At 62.2% G+C, this 12,626-nt stretch carries 13 protein-coding genes; 10 read left to right on the top strand and 3 right to left on the bottom strand.

Going from position 1 to position 12,626, the window contains the following annotated elements:
- Nucleotides 1-9: 9 nt before the first annotated feature.
- Complete coding sequence (locus tag ACFMPD_RS02700) at nucleotides 10-1,053, bottom strand: cysteine desulfurase family protein (protein ID WP_380991538.1); 1,044 nt, start codon at nucleotides 1,051-1,053, stop codon at nucleotides 10-12.
- Nucleotides 1,050-1,511 carry a Fe-S cluster assembly transcriptional regulator IscR gene (iscR, locus tag ACFMPD_RS02695; protein WP_380991536.1) on the bottom strand — a complete coding sequence of 154 codons (462 nt, stop codon included), beginning with the start codon at nucleotides 1,509-1,511 and terminating at the stop codon, nucleotides 1,050-1,052. Before iscR ends, ACFMPD_RS02700 begins: the two co-directional genes overlap by 4 nt.
- Before the next feature lie 184 nt (nucleotides 1,512-1,695).
- Here iscR and ACFMPD_RS02690 point away from each other — a divergent pair, with 184 nt between their 5' ends.
- The 10 genes from ACFMPD_RS02690 to ACFMPD_RS02645 all read left to right on the top strand — a co-directional run bounded on the left by ACFMPD_RS02690 (nucleotide 1,696) and on the right by ACFMPD_RS02645 (nucleotide 10,581).
- The gene (locus tag ACFMPD_RS02690; RefSeq protein WP_380991534.1) at nucleotides 1,696-2,349 is read left to right on the top strand and encodes an alpha/beta hydrolase; all 654 of its coding nucleotides are present in this window, start codon (nucleotides 1,696-1,698) and stop codon (nucleotides 2,347-2,349) included.
- Nucleotides 2,350-2,364: 15 nt separating this feature from the next.
- Nucleotides 2,365-2,607, top strand: coding sequence for a hypothetical protein (locus ACFMPD_RS02685; protein ID WP_380991532.1), 243 nt, complete (start codon nucleotides 2,365-2,367; stop codon nucleotides 2,605-2,607).
- Nucleotides 2,604-3,179, top strand: coding sequence for an HD domain-containing protein (locus tag ACFMPD_RS02680; RefSeq protein ID WP_380991530.1), 576 nt, complete (start codon nucleotides 2,604-2,606; stop codon nucleotides 3,177-3,179). Before ACFMPD_RS02685 ends, ACFMPD_RS02680 begins: the two co-directional genes overlap by 4 nt.
- 219 nt (nucleotides 3,180-3,398) lie before the next feature.
- Complete coding sequence (locus ACFMPD_RS02675) at nucleotides 3,399-3,743, top strand: hypothetical protein (protein WP_380991528.1); 345 nt, start codon at nucleotides 3,399-3,401, stop codon at nucleotides 3,741-3,743.
- Nucleotides 3,734-3,859 carry a hypothetical protein gene (locus ACFMPD_RS02670; protein WP_380991526.1) on the top strand — a complete coding sequence of 42 codons (126 nt, stop codon included), beginning with the start codon at nucleotides 3,734-3,736 and terminating at the stop codon, nucleotides 3,857-3,859. Before ACFMPD_RS02675 ends, ACFMPD_RS02670 begins: the two co-directional genes overlap by 10 nt.
- A gap of 4 nt (nucleotides 3,860-3,863) precedes the next feature.
- On the top strand, nucleotides 3,864-4,592 hold the full coding sequence (locus ACFMPD_RS02665; protein ID WP_380991524.1) for a hypothetical protein: 729 nt from the start codon (nucleotides 3,864-3,866) through the stop codon (nucleotides 4,590-4,592).
- A gap of 247 nt (nucleotides 4,593-4,839) precedes the next feature.
- Nucleotides 4,840-5,445 carry a hypothetical protein gene (locus ACFMPD_RS02660; RefSeq protein WP_380991522.1) on the top strand — a complete coding sequence of 202 codons (606 nt, stop codon included), beginning with the start codon at nucleotides 4,840-4,842 and terminating at the stop codon, nucleotides 5,443-5,445.
- Nucleotides 5,438-6,703 (top strand): hypothetical protein, encoded by a 1,266-nt coding sequence (locus tag ACFMPD_RS02655; protein WP_380991520.1) that lies wholly within the window; start codon nucleotides 5,438-5,440, stop codon nucleotides 6,701-6,703. The genes ACFMPD_RS02660 and ACFMPD_RS02655 overlap by 8 nt, the downstream gene beginning before the upstream one ends.
- A gap of 301 nt (nucleotides 6,704-7,004) precedes the next feature.
- The gene (locus ACFMPD_RS02650; protein ID WP_380991518.1) at nucleotides 7,005-9,215 is read left to right on the top strand and encodes an NADP-dependent isocitrate dehydrogenase; all 2,211 of its coding nucleotides are present in this window, start codon (nucleotides 7,005-7,007) and stop codon (nucleotides 9,213-9,215) included.
- 151 nt (nucleotides 9,216-9,366) lie between these two features.
- On the top strand, nucleotides 9,367-10,581 hold the full coding sequence (locus ACFMPD_RS02645) for an NADP-dependent isocitrate dehydrogenase (protein ID WP_380991516.1): 1,215 nt from the start codon (nucleotides 9,367-9,369) through the stop codon (nucleotides 10,579-10,581).
- A 159-nt stretch (nucleotides 10,582-10,740) separates the two neighbouring features.
- Here the strand turns inward: ACFMPD_RS02645 and ACFMPD_RS02640 are convergent, their stop codons facing one another.
- Nucleotides 10,741-12,540, bottom strand: a complete 1,800-nt coding sequence (locus ACFMPD_RS02640) for a calcium-binding protein (protein WP_380991514.1) — start codon at nucleotides 12,538-12,540, stop codon at nucleotides 10,741-10,743.
- Nucleotides 12,541-12,626: the final 86 nt, after the last annotated feature.

The following is a 12,626-nucleotide window of genomic DNA, read 5'->3' as shown; positions in this document are numbered from 1 at the left end:
CTCCTGCGATTACGCCGCGCGCGCGCGGTGTTTCTGTTCCTTGGCCAGCCACGCATCGACAAAGCGCAGCACGTCCGTTTCCGTTGTCTCGGGCCCCAGCGATACGCGGATCGCACTGGCGGCCGTAGCCTCGTCATATCCCATGGCCCCCAGCACCGGGCTGGCACGCACCTTGCCGCTGGAACAGGCCGATCCGGCGCTGATGGCGAATCCGCACAGGTCCATCTGCATGACCTGGGTCTCGCCCTTCCAGCCCGGCGTGGCAAAACACGAGGTGTTGGGAAGGCGATTCACCCCTTTCCCGACAAAAATAGTATTCTTTATCTGCGCCGCAAGGCCGGTTTCCAGTAAATCGCGCAGGTTTGCAACCCTGTCCCAGACATCATCGGCCAGATCCCGGGCCGCCGCCTCGGCCGCCGCGCCGAACCCGGCAATGCCGATGACATTCTCGGTTCCGGACCGGCGGCCCGCTTCCTGGCCACCACCGCGGATCTGCGCAGCCAGATCCGTGCCGCGCCGCAGCACCAGCGCGCCGATGCCTTTGGGGCCGCCCATCTTGTGCGCCGAGATCAGCGCCATGCGCGCACCGCTTTGCATGAAATCGAAAGGCCGCTTGCCAAAAGCCTGGGTGGCATCGGTCAGGGCCAGCCCGACCGGCAGTTTCTGGACAATTCCGGTTTCCGAGTTGGCCATCTGTAACACCGCCTGCGCCGGTGTGGGCACCGACACCTGCCCCTGCGCATCCACCGCCAGATCGGATTTGACCCAGGCCCGGACCGCGTCATGTTCGATCGCTGCCCCGCTCAGGTCGCGCCCGCGACAGGCCAGCGCCGCCGCCTCGGTTGCGCTGGAGGTAAACACGATATCGGCCCCCTCGGCGCCGAATGCGGTGGCCACCTGGGCGCGGGCGCGCTCGATCAGGGCCTTGGCGCGGCGCCCCTCGGCATGCACGCTGGACGGATTGCCCACGACATCCATCGCCGCCATCATCGCCGCGCGCACCTCGGGGCGCAGCGGCGTGGTCGCATTGTAGTCCAGATAGACCCTGCTCATTCGGCATCCACCACATCAAACAGATGCGGCACCGCGGGACAGGGCGCCAGGTCGTTTTCGATCACGTCCGACAGCCGGGTCTGGTGCAGGAAAACGTAGACATGCGCGCTCAGCCCCTCCCAGAGACGGTTGGTCAGCGACTGCGCGCGGCTGCCCGACGAGCCACCGGAAACGCCGGCACCGGTGTGCATGGCATCGACCTTTTCGTCGACGGCGGACAGCACATCAACAACACGGATCTGCGACGCCGGACGGGCCAGCCGATAGCCGCCCCCCGGCCCCCGGACCGAGGCCACCAGATCGGCGCGCCGCAGCTTGACGAACAATTGCTCGAGATAGGGCAGCGAGATGTTCTGACGCTGCGAGATGTCACCCAGGGTTACCAATTGGGCGTCGGTCTGAAGGGCTATGTCCGCCAGAGCGACCATTGCGTACCGACCTTTGGTCGAAAGCTTCATTTTCTCTCTCCGCAACATCGCCCACAGGCGTGCCAAAAGATTGACGTTTCCGCGTTCAATGCGTATGTGCCCTGCACCACGGCGCGATCCCTGCGCCAGCAATTAGAACCGTTCTAAGGTGCCTTAGCGAATTCGTCAAGAATGCCGCAGGGCGGAACGGGCAAAAGACAGGACGCAGCACCAAATGCCCGAGGTCATCTTTCCCGGACCCGAAGGCCGCCTCGAAGGCCGCTATCACCCCCAAAAAGAAAAAGACGCCCCGATTGCCATCGTCCTGCATCCGCATCCGCAATTTGGCGGAACGATGAACAACAAGGTCGTCTACAACCTGCACTATGCCTTTCACAACATGGGCTTCACGGTGCTGCGGTTCAATTTCCGCGGTGTCGGGCGCAGTCAGGGGGAATATGATCAGGGCATCGGCGAACTGTCTGACGCGGCCAGCGCGCTGGACTACCTGCAGTCGATGAACAACAACTCGAAACACTGCTGGGTCGCGGGCTTTTCCTTTGGCGCCTGGATCGGCATGCAGCTTCTGATGCGGCGCCCCGAGATCACCGGTTTCATCAGCGTGTCGCCGCCGGCCAACATGTATGATTTCTCGTTCCTGGCCCCCTGCCCCTCGTCCGGCCTGATCATCAACGGGTCCTCGGACCGCGTCGCACCGCCCGCCGATACCGTGTCGCTGGTCAACAAGCTGCACGAACAAAAGGGCATCACCATCACCCATCAGGAAATCGAAGGCGCTGACCACTTCTTTCAGGAGCCGCACATGGAAACCCTGATCGGCAATGTCAGCGACTATGTGAAACGCCGCCTGACGGAAACATCGCGCTGACGGGGAACACGCGTCATGAGCACTTTGGACGACCTGGCCGGCAAACTGGCCGAAGACACGCTGGCGGCGATGGAGACGACCGGCAATGACCGGCTCTATGTCGAAGTGGGCGATTTGCTGGCAGCCTCGTCACAGTCGCTGGAAGAAGCCTTTCTGACCGAAATCCGCGTGCGCCTTGCGGAACAGGCGGCCCGCCGGTTCCTGGACGCCAAGATTGCCGCCGCGCGCGCCGCAGCCGCGCCCGATCCGTCGACGTGACGGCGCGCCTTGAGGCGCAGATCGCTTTTCTGCGCGAGGCCGACAAGCTGAAATCCGTGTGCCGCGCCTCGCGGCTGATCGACGACTCGCGGCGGGAAAACTCGGCCGAACACAGCTGGCATGTCATGCTCTATGCGCTGGTGCTGGCCGAACAGGCCCCGCCCGAGACCCGCATCGACCGGGTGATCAGAATGCTGCTGTTGCACGATCTGGTCGAGGTCGACGCGGGCGACGTACCGATCCATGGCCGGGTGGACCCCAAGATCGCAGCGCGGGAACAGGCCGCCGCAGATCGCCTGTTCGGCCTGTTGCCGGCAGATCAGGCTGCCGAATTCCGCGCCCTCTGGGACGAATTCGAAACCGGGGAAACCTCGGACGCGCAGTTCGCCAAGGCGCTTGACCGCTTTCAGCCCCCGATTGCCAACCTGGCCAATGGCGGCGACACATGGCGCGATTACAATGTGACCATGGCGCAGATGGATCAGCGGATCGGCGAAACTGTCAAGCGCGGCGCACCGGGCCTCTGGTCCTGGTTGCGACCTCAGCTGCAACGGTTTTTTTCCGGCCGCTGACAAATCCCGGACAGGCACCGGCACAAACGGCCTTTCGCATAGGCCCGGCGGGACCGGCGGACGCAGCCTGCGACCGCGTCAAAGCCAGCCTGAAAACGCCCTCGTTGGCCGGCAGTCGCAAACAGGACCGGGCTGGCGTTTCAGGCGTGGTCAGAGGTGTTTACCTCGGACAGCGCTGTCGGCGTCGTCAGCCAGAGCGGGGGCGTCCCGACCGGCGCCGTGATCGAACAGGGCGGCTCGGGCGCCGATCTGTACACCTGGTTCGCGGGCGGGACGCAGATATGCAATGGCACCGTGAACGCGGTCTACAACAGCAATGACATTCTCGACGGCGTCTGGAACTGGCCTGCGCAATTCGTGGCCCCGCCGCCGGGCCGATCCGCGTCCCTGCAGCCGGGCACCGCGTCCATGACCCCGCCGGTCGGCGACATCGCCACGATCGGATTCACGGCGGGCGGCACCGCTTCGTCAAAAATCAGGATGCAGCGGGTCACCGGCGGCACGAATTTTCAGGCGGGCGACACGGCGGACATCTACGCGGTCGCGATCGGGAGGTGGTTCTGAAGCTGGTCTCCTATATCCCGATACGCCCCATGGATGCCCAGGCCATGCAGCTTAAGACCGGCGACCGGCTGTGGCTGGGCGGCAAAGGGGCCAGCGCCCTGCTGATGGTGGAATAGCGCCATGGGCAACGGGCGGTTCGGATTGGGTCGATTTGCAATCAGCCGGTTCGCAAGCGGCCGATTTGGCAGTACTGGACTGGCACAATTCGGCCCGACCTACCGCGTCGGCGTCACGGGCGATGACGGCGGGGTGGCGCGTATCGGGACCGAGCTGACGGCCAGCGCCTCGGAGTGGTCCGGTGCGCCGCCTGCCTCGGTGGCGTGGCAGTGGCAACGCAATGGCATCGACATCCCGGGTGCGACCGCGGCGAATTACACGCCTGTCGCGGGTGATAAAGGCCTAAACCTGCGCGCCAAGGCCACCCCGCGCGAAAGCTATACACCGAAAAACAGCAGCGCATTCCCGATGCAATATCCGGCGCCATCCGCTGCGGGCACGCCGCCGGCACAGACATATGCGACCGTCAGCGGCGATCAGACGGCCGCCATGGCTGGCTATTTCACTGGCGACGACCTGTCCTACTCGGTCGGTTCCACAATCCCCGGTGTCACGATCGACAGCGCCACCGGTATCGTCACCATACCGACCGGATCGGACGCGACAGGCACGATGACGGTTACGGCGTCGATGCGGCGGGTGGTCGGCCTCTGGCAGCACAACCACGAGCCCGGCAGGTGTCGTACTGGAAAGAGCGCGGCACGGCAATGGGTCCGAGGGTTAGTCACGTATACCGGACACCCAGACCGGCTGCACTCGGTGCGGGCAATGGTTATAATCCGAGCGTCCTGATCATCGAACCCAGCAGCGGTAAAGTCGCCCGTGCAACGGTCGTGGTATTCGTGGAAGACATCCTCGATTTTTCGCGGAAGCGGACATCGTCTATGTAAATCCAGTTGGCGATGCGGACTTCACCGGTGCCCCCGCAGGCAGTCCGAAAATCAACACGAACCGTCTGGACAACGCCGACGCGGGATGGATCGCGAACAATGGGATAACCCCTAAATGGTTTCAGTTGCAAAACGGGACGTCGATACAGGTGAACCTGTTTCTGGATGCTCAGGTATCCGGGTTCACGCTAAGCGGGTATGGGTCCAATCCTGCCCGTCCCATCATCAATGCTGTCACAGATACCGACGGCATAGACGGTGCGGCTCTTTATCATTACGGAGGTTTCGGCGGCGGTGTGGGTACGCCTGATATCCGGCTGGTGGGACTTGATTTTCGGGGAACTTGCGACCCCACGGTCGAGCGAAGTGACCGGAATGATATTGGTAAAACACACAACGCATTTGTCGCGATTGGTCGGCACGAGGGTATCATTCACGATTGCCGGTTCAAGGGGTTCAAGGGGTCGATCTTGTCCCTGCAATACGGAAAGCAACATCGTCCATTCCGGGATCATATCGACGATTGCGAATTCACCGACTTTGGCGGTCAATACCCGATCTTCGTGGGCCCCGGTGACGATATGTCGTCCGCGTACAGTTTCACCGGTTCCGGCATGATGCAGAACCCCGCAGCCACCGACACGGATCAAGGTACCACCGGGGCGACCCGCGCGACAATGCGGATCGAAACCCTGAAGCATGTCCATATGCGGGGGGCGGATATTCCACACCGACGCGGCACAGCATATGATTAAAAGCCCGGAAACGCCCCAGTTCGATGGGGTCGTGATGAACATTCACTTCATGTCACTGGAAGGCGGTTTTGGCGCTATGGTCTTCGGAGGAAATACCACGACCCCAACCGCTGGCGCGGGCCTGCGGCGGACCAGCGTCCATAACATCATTATTGATGGTCTGATCTATACGGCGGCGCACAGTTCGAGCCAGTTGTTTCGGGCGTTCGTATCCGGTCTGACGATCCGCAACGCACTTGTAATTATCCCGGCCATGCACCACTGGCGCTGGAACTGTTTCGCGTTTCTGGTTGGGATCACGCACGACACGTTCGATCAGCCGACAGTCGGAGACGCCCCGATCCGGGTCTACAACAACACGTTCTTTATGGGCAGAAATTCCGCGCAGAATGCGAGCTACACGCCGTCCATGCTGGGTTTGTCGGTTGGTACGACACCGGGTCAGGAGGCGAGCGGGGCATTCACGAATATGGTTGAGGAAAACCATGTGATCCACATGCCAAATCTCGACACGCCGTTGACCACCTGCGCGCCGCTCTCTGGAAACATTCTCTGGGAGGCCGACAATCTCGGATCGCGGGTGATCGAGGCCGAGCGAAAGACGACATTCGGGTCTCCGGTGGCAGTCGATGGTTCTGACGTTTTGGCATATCCGATATACTCCATCGATGGCAGCACCACCGATGCGTCTCATTTCGCGGGCAGCCTCGGAAATGGCTATGCGTCGTTTAACTGGGACCTACTGGCGCAGGCGGCTTTTGGCCACAATGCCGACAGTGTAGATGTGACGAACAATACCGGTCAGGATTGGGGCGTTGGTGCTGTCCTATCCATTAAAACCGATGGTGGTGACGCATCTAAAGAACTGAGCGCGACAGTACCAAATGGGGCATCGGTCACCGTACCGGGGACCAGCGGGTCAACCAGCGTCAGCGCGGCGAAACTGTTCTACCGGTTAGAGGAATGGGGTGGCGACATCGACTTCTCTTACGGCGGTTCTGACATAACCTTCACCAATCGTGGGGATATGCCGATCCCGTCTGGCGTTGAGGTCACATTTGGGTTGGATATGGGCAGCACCGCCCCCGCCCCTTTGGCGATCCACGCCACACCGGCCGGGTCAGTTAGAGACTATCGACCACAATCGGGTTCCGCCGCGCTGGGGTCGGCTCTGAGCGGCAATGTCGCGCGGTACGATCTGGTCGGTGCTGATCGGGTTGTGCCCCCCAGCGCAGGGGCGTGGGCCGATGTCGGGTAAATCGTCGTCACTATTGGTTTTGAGGACCGTTCAAGCCACCTTTACCACCCGCTGTTTGAAGGTCCGGGAACACGCGGGACGAACGACCAAGCGATGCCAGAGTTCCAAAAAACGGCTTGCTGCAAATATCTCTGTCAAAGTTTGAAAGAATAAGTGTCGCGCTACGGCTATCGGTGCTCCGAGCGGTTTGGCGATCCCGCTGCGACAAATCGGTATACAACGGCATACAGGACTTTCGGACCCTGTGCGGATCGGCTATACAGCGCCTGAAATTTGACCCAAGGCGCGAAAGGCAGAACCTATGGCAAACCTCTCCAATACCGATATCGTCTATACCACCGTCGACGAAGCGCCGGAACTGGCCAGCGCCTCGCTGCTGCCAATTGTCCGCTTTTTCGCAGACGCCGCAGGCATCTCGGTCGACACGCGCGACATTTCGCTGGCCGGTCGCATCATCGCCAGCTTTCCCGAGCATCTCACGGAAGAACAACGACAATCCGACGATCTGGCCGCGCTGGGTGAATGGGTCAAGACACCCCAGGCCAACGTGATCAAGCTGCCCAACATCTCGGCCTCGGTGCCGCAGCTGACCGCCGCCGTCGCCGAGTTGCAGGCCCAGGGCTACGCCCTGCCCGACTATCCCGAGGAACCCGGCAGCGACGAAGAACGCGAGATTCGCGCCCGCTATGACGCCATCAAGGGGTCGGCCGTGAACCCGGTCCTGCGCGAAGGCAACTCGGACCGCCGCGCCGCCCGTGCGGTCAAGAACTATGCCATGGCCAACCCGCATCGCATGGGGGCCTGGACCAGCGACAGCAAAACCCACGTCGCGTCGATGCCCGGCAACGACTTTTACGCCAACGAGACGTCGACGACCGTGACGGCGGCCCAGGCTGGGCCGGCCAAGATCGTGCTGACCGCCGCCGATGGCGGCGAAACCGTGCTGAAGGACGGCGTCGCGCTGGACGAGGGCACCGTGGTCGATGCCACCTTTATGTCCGCCGCCGCGCTGCGCAGCTTCCTGCGGGACGAAATCGCCAGCATGGAACCGGGCGTGCTGTTCTCGCTGCACATGAAGGCAACGATGATGAAGGTGTCTGACCCGATCATCTTTGGCCATGCCGTGTCGGTCTTTCTCGAGGACTTCTTTGCCAAGCACGGCGCCGCGCTCGAAACGCTGGGCGTGAACCCGAATTCGGGCATCGGCGACATCGAGTCCCGCATCGCCGGCAACGCCGAACTGGAAGCCGATCTCAAGGCCGCTCTGGCAGCCCGCCCACCGATGTACATGGTGAATTCAGACAAGGGCATCAGCAACCTGCACGTGCCCTCGGACGTGATCATCGACGCTTCGATGCCCGCCGTGATCAAGGCCGGCGGCAAGGGATGGGGCCCGGATGGCAAAGAGGCCGACACGAAATGCGTGATCCCCGACAACTGCTATGCATCGGTCTATGACGAGACGATCAAGTATTTCAAGGAAACCGGCGCGCTGGACGTGACCAGCGCGGGCACCGTGCAGAACGTTGGCCTGATGGCGCAAAAGGCCGAGGAATACGGCTCGCACCCGACGACCTTTGAAATCCCCGCCAACGGTACCGTGCGGATGATTGCCGCCAATGGCGACGTGCTGCACGAGCACACCGTCGAGACCGGCGACATCTGGCGCTCGTCCACGGCCAAAAAGGCCCCGATCGAAGACTGGGTTAAGCTGGCCATCGACCGCCAGGCAGCCACCGGCGCCCAGGCGATTTTCTGGCTGGATGAAAACCGCGCCCATGACGCTCAGCTGATCTCCAAGGTTCAGCCGATCCTGCAGGCCGCCGGCGTGGCCGACAAGTTCCAGATCATGGCGCCGCGCGAAGCCACGCGCCTGTCGCTGGAAACCATCCGCAAGGGCGAGGATTCGATCGCCATCACCGGCAACGTGCTGCGCGACTATCTGACCGATCTGTTCCCGATCCTGGAACTGGGCACTTCGGCCAAGATGTTGTCGATCGTCAAGCTGATGCAGGGCGGCGGCATGTTTGAAACCGGCGCCGGCGGCTCGGCGCCCAAGCATGTGCAGCAGCTGCTGGAAGAGAACCACCTGCGTTGGGACAGCCTGGGCGAATTCTGCGCCCTGGGCGAGAGTTTCTCATTCCTGGCCGATGTCAAAGGCAACCCAAAGGCCGGCGTGCTGGGCCGGGCGGTGGACGCGGCAACGCAGGGCATCCTGGACGATGACCGCAGCCCGGGCCGCAAGGTCGGTCAGCCGGACAACCGCGACAGCCACTACTGGTTCGCGCGCTACTGGGCCGATGCCCTGGCGGCGCAGACCGAAGACGCCGATCTGGCCGCCCGGTTCGCGCCGGTGGCCAAGTCCCTGGCCGAGGCCGAAGCCGCGATCATCGCGGAACTGGCCGCGGCGCAGGGCAGCCCGGCCGATATCGGCGGCTATTACAAGCCCGACCCGGCCAAGTTGGCGGCGGTGATGCGTCCCAGCGCCACGCTGAACGCCATCATCGGCTGACACCGGAAATGATACAGCCCGCCCCGGATCGCTCTGCGGACCGGGGCGCCCCGGCGCAGCCACGCGATTTCCCATGCCTCGTGCACCGCTTTGCCCTTGCGCAGACCCGCGCCGCGTGCTGCGGTAGGTGGCGTGTTCCCAAGGAGACCTCATGACCAAGATCAAGGTGGACAACCCCGTCGTCGAACTGGACGGCGATGAAATGACCCGGATCATCTGGGATTTCATCAAGAAGAAACTGATCCTGCCCTATCTGGACATCGATCTGAAATACTATGACCTGGGTATTCAGGCCCGCGACGAGACCGACGATCAGATCACCGTGGATTCAGCGCATGCGATCCAGAAATACGGCGTCGGCGTGAAATGCGCGACCATCACGCCCGACGAAGCGCGGGTCGAGGAATTCGGCCTGAAAAAGATGTGGCGCAGCCCCAACGGCACCATCCGCAACATCCTGGGCGGGGTGATCTTTCGTCAGCCGATCATCTGCAAGAACGTGCCGCGTCTGGTGCCGGGCTGGACCCGGCCCATCGTTGTCGGGCGGCACGCGTTTGGCGACCAGTACCGCGCCACCGATTTCAAGTTTCCCGGCAAAGGCAAGGTGACGATCAAATTTGTCGGCGAGGACGGCACCGAGATCGAGCACGAAGTTTTTGACGCCCCCAGCGCTGGCGTCACCATGGCGATGTACAATCTGGATCAGTCGATCATCGACTTTGCCCGCGCCTCGATGAATTACGGCCTCAACCTGGGCTGGCCGGTCTTCCTGTCGACCAAGAACACGATTCTCAAACAATATGACGGCCGCTTTCTTGAACTGTTTCAACAGGTTTACGAGGAAGAGTTCGAGGATCGGTTTAAGAAGGCCGGCATCCATTACGAGCACCGCCTGATCGACGACATGGTGGCCTGCGCGATGAAATGGAACGGTGGCTATGTCTGGGCCTGCAAGAACTATGATGGCGATGTGCAATCCGACACCGTGGCCCAGGGTTTTGGCAGTCTCGGGCTGATGACCTCGGTGCTGATGACCCCGGACGGGCAGACCGTCGAGGCCGAGGCCGCGCATGGCACCGTCACCCGTCACTATCGCCAGCACCAGAAGGGCGAGGCGACCAGTACCAACTCGGTCGCGTCGATCTATGCCTGGACCGGCGGTCTCAAACATCGCGCCAAGCTGGATGGGAATGACGCGCTGATGAACTTCGCCACCACGCTGGAAAAGGTCGTCGTGGACACCGTGGAAAGCGGGTTCATGACCAAGGATCTGGCCCTGCTGGTCGGCCCGGACCAAAAGTGGCTGACCACCATGGGCTTTCTGGAAAAGGTGGACGAGAACCTGAACAAGGCACTGGCCGGCTGACGCCCGGGGCCAGACACAGTTCAACATTGACAGGGGGCGCCGCAGAGGGTTCTGCCGCGCCCTTTCTTTGAGACGACCTGTTATCTGTCGCGGGCTCCGGAACCCGCCCCCGGCGCGGGTCCGCCAATGGCGCCGCCGACCGGGTCTTTTGGCGCCGTTTCAGATGAACTGAAACTCTATATCGCTTTCCGTCAGCAAGACGTCGTTCAACGTGATGTCGATATCATCCAGCGTGATCCGGGTATCCCCTGACGCTTTGCTGACAGACAGGTCACTTGCCTTGGCCCCACGCAGATCGATCCGGATCGCGTCTTCGGCCGCGTTGAAATCGGTGATCACATCCTTTCCGGTGTGGCCGTTCACAAAGACGAAAACGTCCTCGCCAGGACCGCCTGTCAGCCTATCGCTGTTCTGGCCGCCGCGCAGGATATCGTTGCCCCAGCCGCCCTTCAGAATGTCGTTGCCCTGGTGACCGCCCAGGATATCGCGGCCGCTTTCGCCATACAGGATATCGTTGCCGGTGCCGCCGCCCAGGCCGTCATTGCCGCGCCCGCCATAAAGCTTGTCGTTGCCCGCATCGCCGCGCAACGTGTCGCTGCCCAGCCCGCCGCGCAGCGTATCGGCCCCGCCGCCGCCCAGCAGCACATCATGCCCGCCGCGACCGACGATCGTGTCATCACCGCCCAGTCCCAGAATGCGATCCTTGCCGGACAGACCGCCCAGGTCGTCGTTGCCGGCGGTCCCCACCAGCTTTTCCCGGGGCGCGCTGACCGTGAAGAACGCCATCTGCAACGGATTTCCGTATGCCGCGCTGCTGTCCGAATAGGTCAGCGCGATGGTTCCGTCGGGCAGTTCGGCCAGCGCGGGTGACGTCTGATGTCCGGTGGCGATGTTGCCGACCTGGATCGAGTCGCCCTGTTTCTTGCCGTCCTTGTCAAACAGCAGGATTTCGATATCGCTGGTATTGTCCGTGGCGTTCTTGTCGACCATGGCCAGCGCCACCCCACCGCCGGACAGCGAGATCATGTCAAACTGCCCCTTGGCGCTGTCGAAACTGTAACTGCGGCTGATCGGGTCGGCCGTGGCCAGGCGCACAGCCTCGCCCGAGAAGAACTCCAGCCGGATGATCGAGCTGTCTGTCCGCGGCTGAACGCTGCCTTGCGTAAAAGCCAGGGCGAACCCGCCATCCGCCAGGCTGGCCAGTTCCAGATTGTTCTCGCCCTGCGCCGCATTTATGTTGCCGTTGACGTAAAAGCGGAGCGGACCGTGAACGCCGGCAATGTCCTCCGGGCCGCCAAAGCGGTCATCTGTGAGCGTCAACCTGATCTTGCCGTTTGCGCCCGCATACTGAACCGCCCGCAAGATATTGCCGTTGGTCAGTTGCACCATGTCGTCTGAAAGATTCGACAGGTTCGCCGAGACCTTGCCCGTCGTCGTGTAGACATAAGCACTGTCGTTTTCGAGTATGGCAGCGAACCGGTTGCCGTCCAGCGCAACCAGTTCATGCAGAACCTGCCGGTCGGTTGCAGTTTCGCTGAATCCGCCTGGCGTGTCCTGGACAACATCGATCATGAAATCAGGGGTCGCCACGCCCCTGGCATCAAAGGACCGCAGAAAGGTGTCCGTGTCCGTTGCGCTGTCACCAAATTTCGAGGTGTTGGTCCAGCCGACGGCAAACCCGCCGTTGGACAGCGCAACGACTTCGGGGCGATCCTGCAGGAAGGTCTCGGATTCATTGACCTGGATGATGTCGCTGACCGGATAGCCGTCGCGGCCAAGCACCCGGGCGAAGACCGCCCCATCCGTATCCGAGAACATATCCGTGGGCTGGGACAGCCGTTCCGACCAGACGACGACCATGTTGCCATTCGTCAGAACCGTCACATCCGGGTCCCCGCCCCCCGGGCCGTACCCTGCAGATTCCAGTGTGATCGGGTTGCCCTTTTTCTTCAATCTCATCGCATTCTGCCCTGTACTGTTCAGGAACGTCCTAACCGCAAAGTTCTAATGACCCGTTTCCCCGGTTCTGGCAGGGATCGCTCGGC

Origin of the sequence: Sedimentitalea sediminis (assembly GCF_042687825.1) — a bacterium.
In the GTDB taxonomy this organism is placed as follows: Bacteria; Pseudomonadota; Alphaproteobacteria; order Rhodobacterales; family Rhodobacteraceae; genus Sedimentitalea.
This window is presented reverse-complemented; position numbering and strand designations above follow the sequence as displayed.